This is a genomic window from Polaribacter sp. L3A8, assembly GCF_009796785.1.
GTDB lineage: Bacteria > Bacteroidota > Bacteroidia > Flavobacteriales > Flavobacteriaceae > Polaribacter.
The window spans coordinates 3985724-4005786 of the sequence record NZ_CP047026.1; the positions used below are offsets into that span (position 1 = coordinate 3985724).

Annotated in this window: 18 protein-coding genes; 9 read left to right on the plus strand and 9 right to left on the minus strand. The window is 29.9% G+C overall.

The features are described from left to right. Positions 1 to 42 precede the first annotated feature (42 nt). From GQR92_RS16615 to GQR92_RS16625, 3 genes are all read left to right on the plus strand, one after another. Positions 43 to 870 (plus strand): 3'-5' exonuclease, encoded by an 828-nt coding sequence (locus GQR92_RS16615; protein WP_158841490.1) that lies wholly within the window; start codon positions 43 to 45, stop codon positions 868 to 870. Positions 871 to 966: 96 nt separating this feature from the next. Next, a complete protein-coding gene (locus GQR92_RS16620) occupies positions 967 to 1452 on the plus strand; it encodes an ABC transporter ATPase (RefSeq protein WP_158841492.1) in 486 nt (161 codons plus the stop codon). Between the two features lie 191 nt (positions 1453 to 1643). Beyond that, positions 1644 to 4562 (plus strand): glycoside hydrolase family 3 N-terminal domain-containing protein, encoded by a 2919-nt coding sequence (locus tag GQR92_RS16625; RefSeq protein ID WP_158842227.1) that lies wholly within the window; start codon positions 1644 to 1646, stop codon positions 4560 to 4562. A gap of 111 nt (positions 4563 to 4673) precedes the next feature. Here GQR92_RS16625 and GQR92_RS16630 read toward each other — a convergent pair whose 3' ends face one another. The 7 genes from GQR92_RS16630 to GQR92_RS16660 form a co-directional block, all read right to left on the minus strand. Then, positions 4674 to 5732, minus strand: a complete 1059-nt coding sequence (locus GQR92_RS16630; RefSeq protein ID WP_158841494.1) for a 1-acyl-sn-glycerol-3-phosphate acyltransferase — start codon at positions 5730 to 5732, stop codon at positions 4674 to 4676. Positions 5733 to 5743: 11 nt separating this feature from the next. Continuing rightward, a complete protein-coding gene (locus GQR92_RS16635; protein ID WP_158841496.1) occupies positions 5744 to 6655 on the minus strand; it encodes a bile acid:sodium symporter family protein in 912 nt (303 codons plus the stop codon). 184 nt (positions 6656 to 6839) lie between these two features. Continuing rightward, a complete protein-coding gene (locus GQR92_RS16640; protein ID WP_158841498.1) occupies positions 6840 to 7790 on the minus strand; it encodes an alpha/beta fold hydrolase in 951 nt (316 codons plus the stop codon). 6 nt (positions 7791 to 7796) lie between these two features. Further along, the gene (locus GQR92_RS16645) at positions 7797 to 8438 is read right to left on the minus strand and encodes a DUF4159 domain-containing protein (protein ID WP_158841500.1); all 642 of its coding nucleotides are present in this window, start codon (positions 8436 to 8438) and stop codon (positions 7797 to 7799) included. 39 nt (positions 8439 to 8477) lie between these two features. Next, complete coding sequence (locus GQR92_RS16650; protein WP_158841502.1) at positions 8478 to 9185, minus strand: 16S rRNA (uracil(1498)-N(3))-methyltransferase; 708 nt, start codon at positions 9183 to 9185, stop codon at positions 8478 to 8480. A gap of 195 nt (positions 9186 to 9380) precedes the next feature. Beyond that, a complete protein-coding gene (locus GQR92_RS16655; RefSeq protein ID WP_158841504.1) occupies positions 9381 to 10502 on the minus strand; it encodes a GTP cyclohydrolase in 1122 nt (373 codons plus the stop codon). A gap of 30 nt (positions 10503 to 10532) precedes the next feature. Beyond that, positions 10533 to 11687 (minus strand): transporter, encoded by a 1155-nt coding sequence (locus tag GQR92_RS16660; protein WP_158841506.1) that lies wholly within the window; start codon positions 11685 to 11687, stop codon positions 10533 to 10535. 178 nt (positions 11688 to 11865) lie between these two features. Between GQR92_RS16660 and GQR92_RS16665 the strand changes: the two genes are divergently transcribed. The 6 genes from GQR92_RS16665 to GQR92_RS16690 are packed head-to-tail and all read left to right on the plus strand — an operon-like array spanning position 11866 to position 19046. Beyond that, entirely contained in the window at positions 11866 to 12126 is a 261-nt protein-coding gene (locus tag GQR92_RS16665; RefSeq protein ID WP_158841508.1) for a DUF4834 family protein, read from the plus strand. Between the two features lie 3 nt (positions 12127 to 12129). Beyond that, positions 12130 to 14553, plus strand: a complete 2424-nt coding sequence (locus GQR92_RS16670) for a YfhO family protein (RefSeq protein WP_158841510.1) — start codon at positions 12130 to 12132, stop codon at positions 14551 to 14553. Next, positions 14546 to 15061 carry a methyltransferase gene (locus GQR92_RS16675; protein ID WP_158841512.1) on the plus strand — a complete coding sequence of 172 codons (516 nt, stop codon included), beginning with the start codon at positions 14546 to 14548 and terminating at the stop codon, positions 15059 to 15061. The genes GQR92_RS16670 and GQR92_RS16675 overlap by 8 nt, the downstream gene beginning before the upstream one ends. Further along, positions 15048 to 16292 (plus strand): glycosyltransferase, encoded by a 1245-nt coding sequence (locus GQR92_RS16680; protein ID WP_158841514.1) that lies wholly within the window; start codon positions 15048 to 15050, stop codon positions 16290 to 16292. The genes GQR92_RS16675 and GQR92_RS16680 overlap by 14 nt, the downstream gene beginning before the upstream one ends. After that, positions 16289 to 17554, plus strand: coding sequence for a glycosyltransferase family 4 protein (locus GQR92_RS16685; RefSeq protein WP_158841516.1), 1266 nt, complete (start codon positions 16289 to 16291; stop codon positions 17552 to 17554). Before GQR92_RS16680 ends, GQR92_RS16685 begins: the two co-directional genes overlap by 4 nt. A gap of 1 nt (position 17555) precedes the next feature. Continuing rightward, positions 17556 to 19046, plus strand: a complete 1491-nt coding sequence (locus GQR92_RS16690) for a lipopolysaccharide biosynthesis protein (RefSeq protein ID WP_158841518.1) — start codon at positions 17556 to 17558, stop codon at positions 19044 to 19046. Here the strand turns inward: GQR92_RS16690 and GQR92_RS18040 are convergent. Both GQR92_RS18040 and GQR92_RS16695 read right to left on the minus strand, forming a co-directional pair. Continuing rightward, positions 19037 to 19345 carry a DUF6122 family protein gene (locus GQR92_RS18040; RefSeq protein WP_233269896.1) on the minus strand — a complete coding sequence of 103 codons (309 nt, stop codon included), beginning with the start codon at positions 19343 to 19345 and terminating at the stop codon, positions 19037 to 19039. The two genes, GQR92_RS16690 and GQR92_RS18040, sit on opposite strands and share 10 nt — an antisense overlap. Before the next feature lie 123 nt (positions 19346 to 19468). Beyond that, positions 19469 to 20047, minus strand: coding sequence for a Crp/Fnr family transcriptional regulator (locus GQR92_RS16695; protein ID WP_158841520.1), 579 nt, complete (start codon positions 20045 to 20047; stop codon positions 19469 to 19471). Between the last annotated feature and the right edge of the window lie 16 nt (positions 20048 to 20063).

Genomic DNA, 20063 nt, shown 5'->3' on the forward strand with positions numbered 1-20063 from the left:
CTTTAAAAGCTTTATAATCTAAAAAGAATAAGAACTAGAAGAATGAATTTAAATTTAACAAAACCAATCGTATTTTTCGATTTAGAAACAACAGGTATAAATATAGCAACGGATAAAATTGTAGAAATAGCAATTTTAAAAGTGTTTCCAAACGGAAATAAAGAAAGTAAAACGTGGTTGGTAAATCCAGAAATGGAAATTCCACAAGGATCTATAGATGTACATGGAATTACAAACGAAAAAGTAGCTACAGAACCAACTTTTAAAGAATTAGCTTCTAAGATTAATGAGATGATTGCAGATGCTGATTTGGCAGGTTTTAACTCTAACCGATTTGACATTCCTTTACTAGCAGAAGAATTAATGCGTGCAGGAATTGATTTTGACATGAAAAATAGAAAAGCGATTGATGTACAAGTTATTTTTCATAAAAAAGAACAAAGAACGTTAAGTGCTGGTTACCAATTTTATTGTGGTAAAGAATTAGAAGGAGCGCATGGAGCAGAAGCAGACACCAACGCAACTTACGAGATTTTGTTAGCACAATTAGATAAGTATGAAGATATAGAAAATTCTGTGGATGCTTTAAGTGAATATTCTACACACGGAGAACGAGCAGATTTTGCAGGATTTATTCTAATGAATGATAAAAAGCAAGAAATATTTTCTTTCGGAAAATACAAAGGAAGAACCGTAGAAGAAGTGTTTAAAGAAAACCCAGGTTATAATAATTGGATGCAGAATGCAGATTTTCCTTTATACACTAAAAAGGTGTTAAATGAAATTAAACAAAGAATGACTGCTCCAAAAAAGAAAATGTCTGATGCAGAAAAGCTAAAGGCTTTGCAACAGAAGTTTAATTTAAGATAGGTTTTTAAAGGTTTTTGTCATTTCGAAATGAGTCTTTTTAGACGATTGAGAAATCTAAGAAGCCAATAATACAAATATCTTATAATCTAAAAAATTATGTTTACAGAATATAAAAATTTACCAAATAATTCTCGCGTTTGGATTTACCAAGCAGATAGAGAGTTTACAGAGAATGAAATAAACTTTATTTCGGATAAAGCAGAAGACTTTATTAACCAATGGACGCGTCATGGAGACGATTTAAAAGGTTCTTTTACTATAAAATACAATCAGTTTTTAGTGTTGGCAGTAGATGAGAGTTTTAATAATGTGTCTGGTTGTTCTATTGATAGTTCTGTTCGTTTTATTAAAGAACTAGAAAACGAATTAAAATTAGATTTAATGGACAAAATGAACATTACGTTTAAAGATAATGACAATATTAACTTAGTAAAATTATCAGATTTTCAGAGGTTTGCCAAAGAACAAAAAGTAACTTCAGATACTATTGTGTTTAACAATATGGTAAATACCAAGGCAGATTTTGAAAACAATTGGGAGATTCCTGCAAAAGAAAGTTGGCACAAACGCTTTTTGGTATAACTATTGATTTTTAAGTTATAACTGAGGTTACTAAATAAGTTGCGTTAAGGATTGAGCGGTTTGTTTGAGCTCTTTTTTAGGTGTCGGTTCGAGTGATTCTGCTTTTTTGCAGAATTGTATCGAGAACAAACCTAAAAAAAGCGAGTAGCGAAAGCCTGTTTAAACGCCCAAAAAATATGTTCGAAAATAAGATGAAGAAAGAGTTACTGATTATCCTTTTTATAGGTTTTGTTTTTAATATATCTGCACAGAGTGTAGATCCTTTAATTACAAAAGATAGCGAAGCACAAGATGTTTGGATAGATAGTATTCTAAAAAATATGACTTTAGATGAAAAAATAGGTCAGTTATTTATGATACAAGCCTATTCTAATAAGGATAAAAAACACGAAGATTACATTACAAATATGATTAAAAAATATCATGTGGGTAATTTAATTTTTATGCAAGGAACGCCAGATAAGCAAGCGGCACTTACTAATAAATATCAAGATTCTGCAAAGGTGCCTTTATTAATTGGTTTTGATGGTGAGTGGGGCTTAGATATGCGTTTAAAAAATACGTATCGTTTTCCTTGGAATATGACTTTAGGGGCCATTAAAAATGATTCTTTGATTAAAGAATTTGGAGTGCATTTAGGAAAACATTGCAAGCGTTTGGGGATTCATTTAAACTTTGCACCGGTTGTAGATATTAATACAAACCCAGATAACCCTATTATTGGTAATCGTTCTTTTGGTGAAAACAAAGATAATGTTACAGAAAAAGCAATTGCATTTACTCAAGGAATACAAAGTATGGGGGTTTTAGCAAGTGCCAAACATTTTCCTGGTCATGGAGATACCGCAACAGATTCTCACCAAACATTGCCTGTTTTAAATTTTGATTTGGCTCGTTTAAATGATATAGAACTTTATCCGTATAAAAAAATATTTGATGCTGGTATAACAAGTGTGATGACTGCGCATTTAAGTGTACCTAGTTTAGAGCCAGATAACAGATTGCCTACTTCTTTGTCTAAAAAGGTAGTTACAGATTTATTACAACAAAAACTAGGCTTTTTAGGTTTGGTAATTACGGATGGTTTAAACATGAAAGGCGCTGCAAATTATGCAACATCAGCAGAAATTAATTTAGCAGCAATTCAGGCAGGTAATGATTTATTGTTAATTCCGCAAGAAATTCTTGCTACTGTAAATTTAATTAAAAAAGCAATTGAGTTAAAAACGCTTACAGAAGAACGTATAGATCATTCTGTTCGTAAAATATTAAAAGCAAAATATTGGGCAGGTTTAAACAATTACAAACCTGTGCAATTAGAAAATCTAGATGCCTATTTAAATTCTATAGACGATGAATTGTTGCACAGAGAATTGGTTAAAAATTCTTTGACGGTTCTTAAAAACGTAAACGGAAATATACCTGTTAGAAATTTAGAAAACAGAAAAATTGCTTATGTAAAATTAGGAGATGATTCTAGTTCTGATTTTGTGAACATGCTGCAAAACTACGGTAAAGTAGATGTGGTTTCTGATAAAAATTTAGACGGACTTATAAAAAAATTAAAACCTTATAACTTGGTAATTATCGGTTATCATAAATCGAATGCAAACCCTTGGAAAAGTTATAAGTTTAAAGACAAAGAATTGGTTTGGTTGCAAGAAATTGCACGTGAAAAAAATGTAATTTTAGATGTTTTTGCAAGTCCGTATAGTTTGCTACAAGTAAAATCATTTACCAATATAGAAGGGCTTATTGTTTCTTATCAGAATAGTAAATTAGGGCAAGAATTATCTGCACAACTTATTTTTGGAGCTTTTGGTGCCAAAGGAAAATTACCGGTAACCATTAAAACCGATTTTTTTGAAGGTAGAGGTTTTACCACATCTAACCTTGGTAGATTTGAGTATACGTTGCCAGAAGCTGCTAATTTATCCTCCAAAAAATTAAAAGAAATAGATTCTTTAGCTAATATTATATTAAAGAAAAAAATGGCACCAGGTTTTCAGGTTTTGGTCGCAAGAAATGGTAAAATTGTTTTAGATAAAAGTTATGGGTATCATACAGATAAAAAGACACATAAAGTAAAAAATTCTGATGTGTATGATTTGGCTTCGCTTACTAAAATTTTAGCGTCATTACCTTTAATAATGAAAGCAGAAGAAGAGCAAAAAATATCTTTAAACGAAAAAGTACAAGAGCTTTTACCAAGTTTTAAAGGGTCTAATAAAGCAGCTGTTTCTGTAAGAGAAATACTATCGCATTATGGTCGTTTAAAAGCATGGATTCCTTTTTATGTAGCTACGCAAGATAGTGTAACACATAAAAATTCTCCAATTTTTTATGGTAAAGTTCGGTCTAAAAAATTTGGAATAAAAGTGGCACAAAACTTATATATAAACAAGAGTTACAAAGACAGTATTTATAAATTTATAAGAGATGCAGACCAAAGAGAAAGACCAGGTTATAAATATAGCGATTTAGGATATTATTTATTTAAAGAAGCTATAGAAAACACCTACCAAAAACCATTAAATACATTAGTAGATGAAGAATTTTACCAATCTTTAGGCGCAAACAGAACTAGTTATTTACCGTTGCAAAAGTTTGCTAAAAACGAAATTATACCCACCGAAAAAGACGACTATTACCGCAACCAATTAGTGCAAGGTTATGTGCATGATATGGGTGCAGCAATGTTGGGCGGAGTAGGAGGTCATGCAGGTTTATTTGCCAATGCAAACGATGTTGCTAAAATTATGCAAATGTATTTGCAGAAAGGATTTTATGGTGGCAAACGTTATTTAAAAACCGAAACTGTAGATAAATTTAACCACCGTTATTTTTCTGATCAACAAGTACGTAGAGGTTTAGGTTTCGATAAACCACAGTTAAACCCTAAAGTAAAAGCCACTTGTGGTTGTGTTTCCGATGAGAGTTTTGGGCATTCTGGTTTTACAGGTACCTATACTTGGGCAGATCCCAAAAGTGGAATTGTGTACGTGTTTTTGTCTAACAGAGTGTATCCTACGGCGGCAAACATGAGTTTGGTAAGAAGTAATATGCGTACCGAAATTCAGCAAGTTATTCAAGATGCTATTATAGATTAGTAGCTATTTCCTGCTTTCACTACTCGCTTTTTTTATCCTAAAAAGGGATAAAAAAGAGCTCAAACAAAAACCGTTCAATCAGGGCTAAACCTGTTTGAATGGTTTGTTTTTTTAAGAACTAGCTTCTGTATTTGTTGGCGATAATTTGCTATATATAAATATAATTAAAAGGCTAAAGGCAAAGTAGAATAACCCCATTTTATTACCAAAGAAATAGGATACAATAAAAGCTTGTAATACATAAAATAGCGGTAAAATAAACAGATTAAAAGTAAACCTAAACGTATCTATAAAATCGATATCAGGATTCTTTTTAGCTTGTTTTTTATAAATGAAATACTGAATAATACTATTTAAAACAATTAAGTAATACAATGGTTTTAAAGAATTTTTAGAACCTTCCTTTTTAGGCGGAAATGTATTTGTTTTTATCATTTCTTGTACTTTTTTAACTTCTGTAAAATCTACTTGAGCCTCATTTAATTTTGTTAAAACAGTATCATAGTTTTCATCCTTTTTTATATGTACAGATAAATTTTTTAATTGAGCATCTACTTCATTTTTTAAAATGTTTATAGATTTACTTAGTATGTTATTTGCGTAAATTTTACTCGCATCAATCGGTGTTCCGTAATGCAAAGCTACTTTACTAGGAAACTGAGAAGCATTTTGATAAGTAAGACCAACAGGTACAACTTGTATTTGTAAATCGGGGTATTTTTCAATAGCACCATATACAATTCTTGTAAACCCTTTGCTTAAAGGTCTTACAGTTCTATCTCTACAATCACTTCCTTCCGGGAAAATCATTAAGGATTTACCTCTATTAAAAATGCTGTAACATTTATTAAAAACTTCTTCGTTTTTTGCTAATTGATCAATTCCGTCTCTCATTCTATAAATAGGAATAAGATTTAAAGAATTAAGAATTTTTTCTATAATAGAATTTTTAAAAGCAGCAGCTTTTACTAAAAAATAACTTGCTCTAGGATTATTAGTAGTTACAATTAACGGATCTATCAATCCGTTAGGATGGTTTACCGCAAAAAGGACAGCGCCTTTTTTAGGAACATTTTTAAGACCAACTATCTTTATTTTTTTTGTGTAAAAAAAGAGGCCTAGTTGTACATAAAAACGAACCAATCTAAACCAAATCTGTGAAACTTCCATATATTTTATAATTATTTTAGAGATGATTTTCTACCCCAATAAGTAGCCAATGCCATGCCAGAAAAAACATCCCAAATTCCCCAAAAAGCAGCTAATAAAGCCATGCCTCCTAAGCCTTCAAAGAAACCAAAAATAAGCAATAAACCTAAGCCTCCATTTTGTATTCCTGTTTCCATTGCAATTGTTTTACAATCTTTAGATTTCAGTTTAAAACTTTTTGCGGTATAGAAACCTAAGATATAGGCAAATATATTGTGAAAAATCACCAAGAACAATACATGATGAATATGATTTACAAAAACATCTAAATTTTGAGAAAAAGCAATAAAAATTAGCGCAATAAAAACCAACATAGACAGCGGTTTTAAAACCTTTTCTATCTTACCAGCCATTTTAGCATGGTAATGTTTAATAAGCATTCCAAGAAGTAAAGGAATTCCTAATATTAGAGAAACAAGTTTAAATAAATCAAACGGGTTTAAAGAAACTGTTTTTAAAATTTGATTTGTCGGTTCGTATAAACTTCCCCAAAATTGAAGGTTAAACGGAGTCATTACAATACAAATTAAGGTTGCAAAGGCAGTTAAACTAACAGATAGAGCTGCATTTCCACCAGCCATTTTACTAAAAAAATTAGATACATTTCCACCAGGGCAGGCGGCAATCATCATCATTCCAAGGGCAAAACTAGGATGAGGTTTTATCAATAAAATTGCTAAAAAAGTAAATGCAGGTAATAATATAAATTGCGATAAAACACCTACAAAAACGATTTTAGGATTTTTAAAAAGCCTTTTAAAGTCTTCTATTGAAATACCCAAAGCAACGCCAAACATAATAATGGCAATAGCTATGTTTAAAACCCATAAACCACTCTCATCAAAATTTATTTTAATATCGTCTATGTCTATGTTGTTTTGCATGGTTTTTAATTAGTTGAGAGTCTAAAAAATTTATTATTATTTATTGCTTACGTATTTGTGTATCGAAAGTTGCGTTTAAAATGAACGGTTATTTTCCGAAGGAAAATGGACGTTTACAAAAATGCGACTAGTTTTGTTAAGTACTAATTTAGCAATTTTTACTACACGGTGTTAGCTGTAGTTCTTATTCATTCAGGTATGATATCATTGCGTTATTAACTAATTCAGGTTTTTCGATATTTACCCAATGTGCTGAATTTTTAATTCCGATAACTTTTGAATTTGGAATTAATTTTTTAGCCTTTTCTGCATTTGAATAAGGAAAACTAACATCATTTTTGCCCCAAATAAATAAAATTGACTTTTCTTGTTTTCCAAGTTTTTTCCAACCCTCTAAATTATCTATAACAGGTGAATGTTGTAAAGCTGATAAGGCAGAACGAGAATAGCCATCATAACTTGCATACTTTTCCCAATATTCAACAGCCCAATTATGATTTTTTTTATCGTAAAGGTAATCCTCAACTTTTGGTTTTATTATATTTTGTCCAAAATAGTGAAAAACTGTTTGCGATAAAATGGGCACTTTAATCAGACTTGAAGGCGTATTTTGGTCAGATGGCCAACCAGCTGGTCCAATAAAGATTAATTTCTCAACTTGATTCGGATAATTCAGAGTGTAGTCAGATGCAATTACGCAACCAAAAGATGAACCTATTAAACTAACTTTGTCCGAATCTATAAATTCAATTAAGTCGTTTAATTGAGTTCTAAAAACTTCAATTTTTAAATCTACTCTTGGTCTATCAGAAAGTCCTCTTCCCCATAAATCATATAGCACAACTTTATAACCTGCTTCTACAAGCGAATTTATATTTGGATTCCAACATTCCATATAGCCATTAAATCCGTGTATTAAAACTAAAGTATTCTGATTTTCGTTACCATAAACCTTATAACGCATTTTTCCTATTTCCAATTCTAAATATTCGTCACTTGAATTGTTTTGAGCTATTTTCAATTCTGTTGTATCTTCATTATAGTAGTTGTAAACCAAAATTGAAATAATTACTAATAATAAAAGGAATATGCGTTTTTTCATATGTATCTCAACTTGAATTACAGCTAACTGCAAATAATATTAGTTTTTAAAAGTAAACTCAATAATATTCGCTCCCATTTTTAAAGATTTTTCACGAATATTTTTAGGGTCGTTATGTACAATTTCATCTTCCCATCCATCACTTAAATCGGTTTCATAATCGTAAAATAGAACCAATTGTCCTTCGTAAAACAATCCAAAGCCTTGCGGCACTTTTTTATCATGTTCATGAATTTTCGGAATTCCGTTTGGAAATTTAAACGTTTGATTATAAATAGGATGATTGTTTGGTATTTCTTTCAATTCTAAATTCGGAAATACTTTTTTCAATTCTCTTCGGATGTATTTATCCAAACCATAATTGTCTGAAATATGTAAAAATCCGCCAGAAATTAAATAATTTCTAAGGTTGTTAGCGTCGTCATCAGAAAATAAGATATTTCCATGACCTGTCATAAATAAGATTGGGAAGTTAAAAATATCTTCGCTGTCAATAGATACGGACTCTGGGGTTTTAGAAATATGAGTACCAATATTTGCGTTTGCAAATGCTATTAAGTTAGGTACTGCAGTTGGGTTTGCATACCAATCTCCACCACCATTGTATTTAAGAATGGCAACGTCTTGTGCGTTAATAGAAAAATATAGAAATAGAAATATTAGAAATAAAGGTTGCTTCATTAATTATGTTGGTAAGAATTGAAAGCAATATAGTAAAAATTACTGATTGATAAACGAAACTGTATTTACAGCCACCAAAGCTGCCGTTTCTGTGCGCAATCTACTTTCTCCTAAAGAAATCGGAATCATATTTTTTGCCAAACATTTTTTTATTTCATCCGGAGAAAAATCACCTTCAGGACCAATTAAAATGGTTGTTTTTTCTGATGGTTTTACAACAGACTGTAATAAAGTTTTTTCTTGATCTTCACAGTGAGCAATACAAATTGGTTCTTCAAAATCTTGTTTTATAAAATCGGCTAATTTTACAGGCGCATTTAGTTTTGGTAATGTAAATTTTAAAGACTGTTTCATGGCAGATTGAATAATTTTTTCGAAACGTTCTAGTTTTACAACTCTACGTTCTGAATTAGCACAAATAATTGGTGTAATTTCATCAATACCAATTTCTGTCGCTTTCTCTAAAAACCATTCTATTCTGTCGTTTAGTTTTGTTGGCGCAATGGCAATATGCAAGTAATAATTCCATGGTTTTGGTTTTTCTTCAAAGCAAATAACTTCTGCAAGACACTTTTTATCGCTGGCAATTATAATTTTCACATCAAACAAATAGCCTTTTCCGTTTGTTATTTTAAGAACATCATTAACTGTTTTACGTAAAACGCGGACAATATGTTTACTCTCAATTTTATCGAAAGTAATTTGTGTGGTGTCTGTAGAAATTTCTGAATTATAAAATAATTGCATGATTTTTAATTAGTTTTAAAGTTGCAAAGTTATAAAGTTGAAAAATGTTCAAAGCCATAAAGTTGAGATTTCTCAATCGCTTAAAAAAGCTCATTTCGAAATGACATTCGTTAGATTTTTTTTTATTTTTGCTTACTGCTTACTGCTTACTGCTTACTGCTTACTGCTTACTGCTTACTGCTTACTGCTTACTGCCTACTGAATATTCTTTCGATACGTTCTACGTCTTTTATGAGTTACAGGATCAAAGTTTTCCCATAATTTTTTAATAGCTTCATTGTCTTCTAACTCAGGAGTTCTAATACAATTATCGATACCTAGAGGCGCAAAAGTTTTGGTGTATTGATCAAAAATAATAGCATGTACACCTTTATTTTGGTAATCTGGATGCACACCAATTAAGTAAAAAGTAACGTCTTTAGCATGTTTTCTGGCATGCAATAAATGGAACAACCCAAAAGGAAATAACTTTCCTTTTGTTTTTTGTAAAGCTTCAGAAAAAGAAGGCATCACAATAGCAAAGGCAACTAATTTATTGTTTTCATCAACCACAAACTTTATATATTCTGGGTTGATAAAACTGATGTATTTCTTTTTAAAAAAAGCAATTTGAGCATCAGAAATAGGTACAAAAGAAGATAGCTTAGCGTAAGAAGCGCTAAAAACTTCAAACATTTCATCTACATAAGGCATAATGTCTTTTGTCTTTGTAAAATCTAAAGCTTTTAATTTAAAACGTCTTTTTATAATGTTACTTACTCGATCAAAATAAACACCATCAACATTTTTAAACTTAAACTTATTCTCTAAATATTCTTTCTCTTTTACAAAGCCTAATTGTTCTAAATGCTCTTTGTAATATGGGTGATTGTACCAAGTAATCATGGTGCCTATATGATCAAAACCTTCTACTAAAACACCTGTTTTGTCTAGGTTGTTAAAACCAATAGGGCCTTCTATATATTCTAATTTATTTTCAAGGCCAATTTCTTTTACCTTATTTAGTAAAGCTTTACTTACTTCAATGTCATCAATAACATCAAACCAGCCAAAACGCATTTTTTTAATTTGTTGCTTTTCAACCTCAAACCAATTAATAATTGCAATAACTCTACCAACAATTTTGCCATCTCTAAGAGCTACAAAAAACTGTGCATCAGCATTTTCGAAAACAGGGTTTTTTGTTGGGTCAAAATTGTCAACTTCATCTTTAATTATAGGCGGTACCCAATACTTATTATCTTTATATAACGAAAAAGGAAATGTAACAAATTGTTTCATTTCCTTTTTCGTTGTCATTTTTTTAATTGTAATCATATTACAAAAATAGTATTTCTAATTGTTATTTTAGTCATCTCCTTTTTCAACTTCTTTTTCTAGCTCTTTAATTTCTCGTTCTAGTTTTTCTATATCTGTTTCTTCTTTTTTCTTTTTCTTACCAAAGATTCCTAAAAAACCACCTTTCTTTTCTTTTGTAGAAGTACTTTCTCTACTTCTTTTCCTACTTCTTTTTTTAATTGTTTTCTTTTTATCTTTTTTCTTAAAAACATTAAAAATTCTATTAAAGAAACTATTTTGTTTTTTATCGTATCTACTTATTGGAGTGCTTTTTAGTTGTTTTCCGTTTTCATCTAAATCTGTATATGCATCGTGATGTGAGTCAATTCTATAAGAAATTCCGAAACCTCCATAAAAACCTTGAGCTTTTCCTTCTTTAATATATCTGGCTGAGGTGTTAATTTGTAAATCTTGATGGAATAGATAGGCTAAACCAGCACCTAAATTTAAATTATTTTGATTATTTAAATAGGTTGCTTGATGCTCTACAAAACCAGACCAATTGTAGTTAAAGTTTTGGGTAGCAGTAATGATGTATGAGAATTCAGAAAAATCTGTTCCCATTTTATCATAATACACATTATAAATAATATTAAACTCGTTGGTAAGATTTTGTTGTAGGAGTATGCCTAATTTAGGCGATACACTTTCTGCTTTATAATCTTTACTTACAACATCTGTATTTACACCTAAATAAAGAGCAACCGAGGGTATTAACCTTTTTTTGTCATACGCATTTCGTCTTCTCCAACTTCTAATTTCTTTTGTCTTATCGGTGTATTCTGGTTGAAACAATAAATACTTTGCACCAATGGTAAATTTACTAAAACCAGAAGTAAAATAATGAGACGTAAATATGTTTTTAAAAGCTACTTTATCTTTTTGATAGGTTACTTGCGCATTTAATTCTAGTTTTTCAAGAAAAAAACCAGTTCTAAAAAGTAAATCTGCACCATAAGCTTGTGGTCTCGAAAAAAGAGGTTCTATACTCGTGTTTTTAAAGAAAAAATTACTCTCAAACTGATAAACGCCTGTACCAACACTATAAGGACTTTCCGAAAAACCAGGTTTATTAGAGTTTATGATGTCTGTGTATTGTGCTTGTAGGGAGTGGTTTACAAGTATTATAAAGACAATAGAAAGTTGTAGAAAAAGTTTTTTCATAAATTAGGATACGATTTTATAAGTTGTATCTATCTGTTACACAAACATAGGTTAAAAATGCTATTTTTTAAAAGCAAACGCTAGTTTTTTGAGTTTAAGAAAGTTTTATAGTTTCTAAACGCTGCAATTGTATTCAAATTGTTATTTTTGATTGATTTTTTTATAAATATATATTTGAATGGGATTATTAAAAACAATTTTTTTTATTGTTCTTTTTTATTATGCTTTTAAGTTTTTAGCAAAATTATTTGCGCCTTTTTTAATTAAAAAAGCTGCGGAAACAATTCAAAAGAAGGCAGAACAGCAATATGGAGGAGCGCAACAAGAACAAAAAAGTACGGTTTCTGAAGGAGAAACCGTAATAGACAAAAAACCAGGTGGGCAGCAACAAAGTAAAAACTCTGTTGGAGAATATGTCGATTTTGAAGAAATAGATTAATTTATGAAGTTCACCAAATTTTTACCATATATAGGTGCTGTAGCCATTTTTGCATTGGCTTCAATTATCTATTTTCATCCGCTTTTAAAAGGAGAAAAACTAAATCAGTCTGATATTACTCAATTTACCGGAATGGTAAAAGAGATTAAAGATTTTAGAGCGGATAAAAATGCAGAACCTTATTGGACAGGTGCTTCTTTTAGCGGGATGCCAGCATATCAAGTAAGTGCTTATTATCCGAATGATTTTGTAAGAGTTTTAGACAGAACTTTACGCTTTTTACCAAGACCTGCAGATTATACTTTTTTGTATTTTTTAAGCTTTTTTGTATTGATGATGGCTTTAAAAGTCAATTGGAGATTGGCCATTTTAGGATCGCTCGCCTTTGGTTTTTCTACTTATCTCATCATTATTTTTGGTGCAGGTCATAATGCAAAAGCACATGCAATTGCTTATATGCCTTTAGTTTTAGCCGGATTATTATGGGTTTTTCAAAAACGATACATTCTTGGTTTTTTGGTTACTGGAGTCGCAATGGCTTTAGAAATTTATACAAATCATCCTCAGATGACCTATTATTTGGGCTTTGCCTTAATAATTTTAGGTATTGTAGAGTTGATCCATGCAATTAAAGAAAAAATAATTCCGACTTTTATAAAACAAGTTGTTGTAATTCTTGCAGCGGTTTTATTAGGCATTGGTGCCAATTCTTCTCGTTTAATGGCGATGAAAGAATATGCAGATTATAGTACCAGAGGAAAATCTGAATTAACAATTAATCCTGATGGAACAAAAAAAGCCGCAAGTAAAGGACTAGATAAAGCCTATATTACAGAATATAGTTATGCCAAATTAGAGACTTTTAATTTATTCATTCCACGTTTTATGGGGGGTGGAACGGTTGAAAAATTAGGAGAAGGCTCTAACTTTTTTCAAACCATAGAAGATAAAGCAGGTAAAAAAGCGGCAAAAGAATATTCTGAGCAAGCGCTTACTTATTGGGGAGATCAAAATATTGTAGAAGCACCTGCTTATATTGGTGCCGTAATTTTCTTTCTATTTTTCTTAGGGGTTTTCTTGGTAAAAGGACGTTTAAAACAATGGTTAGTTGCCGCAACAGTCTTTTCAATTTTAATGAGTTGGGGAAGGAATTTTGATATTTTAACCAACTTTTTTATTGATTACTTTCCTTTATACAATAAATTTAGAGCAGTTTCATCTATACAAATCATTGCCGAATTATGTGTGCCTATTCTAGGTATATTGGCTTTAAAACAATTCTTTTCTTCTAAAATTTCTTCGGATGAAAAACAAGACGCACTTAAAAAAGCAGTATATACTTTTGGAGGATTAATTATTGTAGGATTTTTATTAGCACACGGATTTTCTACTTTTGAAGGAATAAGAGATGCACAATACAAACAGTTACCGGGTTTAACAGACGCTATTATTTCTGATAGAAAATCGATGTTATTTATGGATACTTTGCGTTCGTTATTTTTAATGATACTTTCTGCAGGTGTTTTATGGATGCTGTTAAAAAATAAGCTAAAACAAGGGATTGCAGTAATTGCATTAACGGTTTTTGTGTTGTTTGATTTAATTTCTGTTGATAAGAAATATGTAAATGAAGACGATTTTGAATCTGCAAGAAAAATAGAAAAACCATTTACAGCTTCTACAGCCGATAAAATGATATTGCAAGACAAAACACATTTTAGAGTTGGTAATTTTACAGTAAACCCAATGAATGATGGAAGTACCTCTTATTTTCATCAATCTATAGGAGGATATCATGCGGCAAAATTAGGTCGTTATCAAGAATTGTTCGATTTTCAAATTGCTAAAAATAACATGCAAGTTTTAAACATGTTAAATACAAAGTATTTTATTATTGGTAATGATAAAGGAGAAAAGCAATCGCAATTAAACCCAGATGCTAATGGAAATGCTTGGTTTGTAGAACGTGTAAAAGTTGTAGGTTCTGCTAATGAAGAAATTCTGGCTTTGGATTCTTTAAATACAAAGCAAGTTGCCGTTTATCAAAAGGATTCTTCTAAAGAAAATGACATTCGTTTTCCAAAAGAAGTTGATTCAACTGCAAGAATTCAACTTTTAAAGTATGATGTTACCACGTTAACATATCAATCTAAAACAGCAAAAGAACAGTTTGCCGTTTTTTCTGAAATTTATTATAAAGATGGTTGGAATGCTTATGTTGACGGAAAATTAACACCTCATGTAAGAGTAAATTATGTGTTAAGAGGAATGAGTATTCCTGCCGGAGAACATACCATTGAGTTTAAGTTTGAACCCAAAGTAATTCAGCAAGGAAAAATTATTTCATTATCATCGTATGCTTTATTATTGTTGATAACAGCTGGTGGAATTTTTTATAATCAAAAGAAAACAAAAATGAATGTATAGTAAAATTCCATCTAAAAGATACGAACACACTTTAGCTTTTTTGCAAAAAGTACTACCAAGTCCGGCAGTAATTTTAGATTTAGGAATTAGAAATCCTTTTTCTGAAATTATGGAACAAAATGGATATACTGTAATTAATACAGAAGGAGAAGATTTAGATGTTTTGCCCGAAATAGTAAAAAAACATAAGGTGGATGCTGTTACTGCTTTTGAAATTTTTGAGCATTTGTTAGCTCCTTTTAATGTTTTAAAAGAAATAGAAACTACTAAATTGATAGCAACCATTCCTTTAAATTTATGGTTTGCAAAAGCCTACAGAAGCAAAATAGATATGTGGGACAGACATTATCATGAGTTTGAAGATTGGCAATTTGATTGGTTGTTAGAGAAATCTGGTTGGCAAATTCAAGAAAAAGAAAAATGGACAAGTCCGATTGATAAAATTGGGTTTAGACCCATTTTACGCAAATTTACTCCAAGATATTACGCAGTGTATGCAACAAAATAAACCGAAAGTGCAATCTATTTTAATGATTGTAGATGGATATTACCCTGCAGATATTCGGGTTAGAAAAGAAGCTGAGTCTTTAGCGTTAAAACACACTGTATTTGTTTTATGTTGTAAAAAAGAAAATGACCCTAAGAAAGAGGTTATTAATAACGTAACGGTATTAAGAGACATATTTTATAAAAGTTTTACAGAAAAAGGATTGATTGATATGCGGTTAGCTATCAATTTTGTGCATCCAAAGTTTCATGATATTTTACCAGAAATTATCAAAAAAAATAATATTAATGTACTTCATGTGCATGATTTACCTCTTGCAAAAACAGGTTTTTTAGCGGCTAAAAAGTACCATTTAAAATCTGTTTTAGATTTACATGAAAATTATGCAGCTGCTTTATTAACTTGGTTTTCTTGGAGAAAAAATCCTGTAATAAGATTAAAAAATAAACTATTTTTTAATTATAATAGATGGCAAAATTATGAAAACCGTATCATTAAAAAATACGATAAAATTATTGCGGTTGTAGAGGAGATGAAAGACAGAATTGTTGCTGATACCTTAATAGATGAAAGTAAAATTACTGTAATTACCAATTCGGAAAAAAAAGACTTTGTAGCTAATTTTGGTACTGTTGAAAATTCTTTTTTTCAAGAACATAAAGATCAATTTATCATTTCGTACGTTGGTGGGTTTGGTCCTCATAGAGGTTTACAAACAGCTATTGAAGGGATGCAAGAGGTTTCTAAACAAATTCCTAATGCTTTATTGGCACTCGTAGGTCCTGCAAATAAAGATGTGAGAAATTATTTAGAAAATTTAATAGATGAATTTGATGTTCGTAAAAATGTAGTTATTTACGGAAATCAACCATTTAAAGAAGTTGCTAGAATTATGCAAAGTTCTGATGTAAATATAATTCCACATATTTCTAACTTGCATACAGAAAGTACAATTCCGCATAAATTATATCAGGTTTTACTATCAAAAAAACCGTTATTAGTATCTAATTGCGCTCCTTTAGAAAGAGTTGTAAAATCGAATGACATTGGATTCATTTTTAAAGCAGGAAAAGCCAATAGTTTTTCTAAGGAAGTGGTAGAAATTTATAATAATTATGAGCTAGCAACCCAAAAAGCTGCTAATGGTTTTGAGTTATCCTACAATGGTGATTTAAACTGGGAGTTTACTGAAAAAAAACTGCTACATTTATACGATAATTTAGAATCTTGAAAGTATTAATAATTACATATTATTGGCCACCTGCGGGAGGATCAGGAGTGCAACGTTGGTTAAAGTTTGTAAAATATTTACAAGAATTTGGTGTAGAACCTGTTGTATATACGGTTGATAATGCCAATTATCCGAAAGAAGATGCTACGCTTATTAATGAAGTTCCTAATAATATTGAAATTTTAAAACAACCAATTTTGGAGCCTACAGATGTCCTTTTTTGGAAAAAACATAAAAAACAAAAAAGTGGAATTTCTAATGTAAGTAACGGGGGAGTTTTGTCTTTTATTCGTGGTAATTTTTTTATTCCAGATCCTAAAGTATTTTGGGTAAAGATTTCTGTAAAATATCTTCAAAAGTATTTAGATGTTAATAAAATTGATACCATAATTTCTACAGGTCCACCTCATAGTATGCATTTAATTGCTCAGAAATTACATCAAAAAAATAATATTAAATGGCTTGCAGACTTTAGAGATCCTTGGTCAGATTTATATTATAACAAAGATTTTAAGCAATTGTCTTTTGCTAAAAATAGAAATAAAAGATTAGAAGAAAGTGTTTTAAAAAATGCTGATTGTGTGTTAACTGTTAGCAATTCTCTAAAAGAGGAATTTGCTAAAAAAGCAAGTAGAGTAGAAGTGATTACCAATGGTTTTGATGATGAAGTTTTAACAAGTAAGACAACTGTTTTAGATGATAAATTTACAATATCTTATATTGGTTTGTTACCTAAACAAAGTAACCCTAAAAGATTATTTAAAGTTTTACAACAATTATGTATAGGTAATTCAGCTTTTAAAAATGATTTACAGTTAAATTTTATTGGAGATATTTCTGAAGAAGTAAAACAGGAAATAAAAAGCAATAACCTAAAAGAAAACACAAATTTTGTTGGGTATGTTTCTCATGATGTAGCTATTAATTATCAACAAAAAGCTCAGGTTTTATTATTGTTGATACCGAATGTAAAAAAATCAAAAGGAATTTTAACCGGAAAATTATTTGAGTATTTAACAGCAAAAAGACCCATTTTAGCAATTGGTCCAGAAGATGGAGATTTATCAGAAATATTAAAAGACACCAATGCCGGTGTTGTAATTGATTTTGATAATGAAGAAAAATTATCGTCAGAAATAGAAAAATTATATCATCAATATAAAATAGGAAATTTAGATGTAAACTCTAAAAATATAGAGAAATACCACAGAAAAGAATTAACCAAAGAGTTAGCCTTGATTATTAAAAGTTTACATTCGTAATATGGGAATTGTATTAAAACAATCTTTTAGAAATACCATTATTATTTATGCAGCATTCTTAATCGGCGGAGTAAATACTATTGTTTTTTATCCAAGATTTTTAGAGTCTGAGTTTTATGGAATGGTTACATTTCTGTTGTCTGCATCTAATTTAATTATGCCATTAACGGCATTTGGTATTCAATATACTATTGTTAAATTTTATTCTTCTTACGAAACAAAAGAACAAAAAGATAGGTTTTTATCTTCTGTAATTTTCTTGCCTATTTTTATTGCGTTACCAATTGGTTTTTTTTGGGACTATTTTCACGAATGGATTATGAGTAAGGTAACTAAAGAGAATCAAATTATAGAAAATTATACTTTTTTTATTTACTTAGTAGCAGTTGCTTGTGCTTATTTTGAATTGTTTTATTCTTGGACTAAGGTGCAGTTTCAAACGGTTTTTGGAAATGTTTTAAAAGAACTTTGGAACCGTGTTATCGTAATGGTGTTGTTATTAGCCGTTTTCTTTGGTTTTATAACAAAATCTGAATTTATATTCTATTTAACGATTGCATACATTGTTAGAGCATTTGTAATGATGTTTTATGCTTTTTCTATGTATTTTCCTAAGTTCTATTTTAAGTTACCCGACAATTTCTTAGAAGTTATAAAATATTCTGGATACATTATTTTGGCAGGAAGTGCTGGAGCCATTTTATTAGATATTGATAAAATTATGATTCCAGGAAAAGATGCTATCGAAAAAGCGGCATATTATTCTGTAGCTGTTTTTATTGGCTCTTTTATAGAAGCTCCAAGTAGAGCGATGACGCAAATTTTACAACCACTAACATCAAAATCTTTAAATGAATTTAATACAAAAGAAGTAGAAAATTTATATAAGAAAAGTTCTATAAATCTTCTTTTAATAGGAGGATTGTTTTTTTTATTAGTGAATTGTGGTGTTAGCGAGCTTTTTAAATTGATGCCAGAAAAAGGATATGCAGGTGGAGAATATGTAGTTTTAATGATTTCTTTAGCTAAACTATATACCATGTTTTTAGGAAGCAATGGAGCAATTATAAACAATTCTAAATTCTATAAAGTTGCTTTACCTTTAGCTGTAGGAATGTCTGTTTGCGTCTATTTTTTAAATGAGTTATTTTATTTTAATGTTGATTTAGGTACAGATGGTTTGGCTTTGTCTACGCTAATTACAATTGTTCTTTTTAATACAGTTAAGTTGTGGTTTGTGCATAAAAAGTTTACAATTACACCTTTTACAGAGAAATCTTGGAAAATGGTTTTGATTATACTTGTTTTATTTAGTGCTTTTTATTTTTGGGATTTTTCTTTACCAGAAATTCAAATCTTTAAATTTAATATATCACCAGTAATCAACATTGCATTAAAAAGTATATTACTTACTGTTGTTTATGTTTATTTGGTTTTGAAATTGAGAATTTCTAATGAAATTGATAGTTTACTTAAAAAATACTACAAATAACAATCTATATAGTCTGTTAGCATATGAAAAAGTAATGCTAAACAAAGTACTCTTATTCTCTTAAAGAGTAACCCAATACTATACAGCCCAATGGCAATATAAGAGTGTAAGGGGTGAAAGTTAATGCTACATCTATTTTTGTCAAAAATAGGGGTAGCTAACAAATGATCTAAATCTACAAGCATAGAACAGATAAAAATTACATAAACAATCTTCCAGTTACTTTTAAAGAAAAAGTAAGCTATAAAAAATGGTGCTATAAAATGAAGGGAATAATGGATAAGAAACTCGATAGTCATAAAAAATCAAAAAGGCTTACCCGAAAGTAAGCCTTTTTGATATAAAAAAATAATATTCGGGGGATATTGACAACAAATGTATCAAATTATAGGGCTATAAAAATTGACATATGTTAATAGAATTTATTTTGAGTAGATTTCTTTTCTAATTCTACTTAACTGAACTGCAGTTATATTTAAATAGGAAGCAATATGATATTGAGCGATAAGGTTTTCTATATCTGGTATTTCTTCTTTTAATTTCAAGTATTTTTCTGTGGCATTCAATAGCGTTAAATCGTAAATTCTAGATTCCATGTTTAAAAAAAGAAACTCTAGCATAGTACAATACAGGTTTGCTATTTCTATATCTGTTGCTGCTAAATTTTTTAATTCATTAAAGTTAAACTTATAAACAACACAATCTGTTAAGCAGTCATAGGTAAGTATACTTGGTTTTTTAGTAATAAGAGATGCTAAAGAACCGGTAGTTCTATGTGCTGTAAAAAGGGTTCTTATAGATTGTTTTCCTTTTTCATCAGAATAAAAAGACCGAACAACGCCTGATTTTATAATATAAAAATCTTTAGAGACTTCTCCTGTTTTACTAATAACTTCTTTTTTTTTATAGGTATCTTCTGTCGCTAAACTTAAAAACTTTTTAATACTATTTTGAGAAATACCTTTAAATTTAGCTGTAAAATCTTGTAATATTTTTTGCATTAAGAAATATTATTTG

Excerpts from the sequence above, each read along its gene's own strand:
- GQR92_RS16675 (WP_158841512.1), top strand. The coding sequence starts at position 14,546 with ATGTATAGTAAAATTCCATCTAAAAGATACGAACACACTTTAGCTTTT.
- GQR92_RS16630 (WP_158841494.1), bottom strand. The coding sequence starts at position 5,732 with ATGGAAGTTTCACAGATTTGGTTTAGATTGGTTCGTTTTTATGTACAA.
- GQR92_RS16690 (WP_158841518.1), top strand. The coding sequence starts at position 17,556 with ATGGGAATTGTATTAAAACAATCTTTTAGAAATACCATTATTATTTAT.
- GQR92_RS16680 (WP_158841514.1), top strand. The coding sequence starts at position 15,048 with ATGCAACAAAATAAACCGAAAGTGCAATCTATTTTAATGATTGTAGAT.
- GQR92_RS18040 (WP_233269896.1), bottom strand. The coding sequence starts at position 19,345 with ATGACTATCGAGTTTCTTATCCATTATTCCCTTCATTTTATAGCACCA.
- GQR92_RS16660 (WP_158841506.1), bottom strand. The coding sequence starts at position 11,687 with ATGAAAAAACTTTTTCTACAACTTTCTATTGTCTTTATAATACTTGTA.
- GQR92_RS16625 (WP_158842227.1), top strand. The coding sequence starts at position 1,644 with ATGAAGAAAGAGTTACTGATTATCCTTTTTATAGGTTTTGTTTTTAAT.
- GQR92_RS16665 (WP_158841508.1), top strand. The coding sequence starts at position 11,866 with ATGGGATTATTAAAAACAATTTTTTTTATTGTTCTTTTTTATTATGCT.
- GQR92_RS16645 (WP_158841500.1), bottom strand. The coding sequence starts at position 8,438 with ATGAAGCAACCTTTATTTCTAATATTTCTATTTCTATATTTTTCTATT.
- GQR92_RS16695 (WP_158841520.1), bottom strand. The coding sequence starts at position 20,047 with ATGCAAAAAATATTACAAGATTTTACAGCTAAATTTAAAGGTATTTCT.
- GQR92_RS16655 (WP_158841504.1), bottom strand. The coding sequence starts at position 10,502 with ATGATTACAATTAAAAAAATGACAACGAAAAAGGAAATGAAACAATTT.
- GQR92_RS16615 (WP_158841490.1), top strand. The coding sequence starts at position 43 with ATGAATTTAAATTTAACAAAACCAATCGTATTTTTCGATTTAGAAACA.
- GQR92_RS16670 (WP_158841510.1), top strand. The coding sequence starts at position 12,130 with ATGAAGTTCACCAAATTTTTACCATATATAGGTGCTGTAGCCATTTTT.
- GQR92_RS16635 (WP_158841496.1), bottom strand. The coding sequence starts at position 6,655 with ATGCAAAACAACATAGACATAGACGATATTAAAATAAATTTTGATGAG.
- GQR92_RS16620 (WP_158841492.1), top strand. The coding sequence starts at position 967 with ATGTTTACAGAATATAAAAATTTACCAAATAATTCTCGCGTTTGGATT.
- GQR92_RS16650 (WP_158841502.1), bottom strand. The coding sequence starts at position 9,185 with ATGCAATTATTTTATAATTCAGAAATTTCTACAGACACCACACAAATT.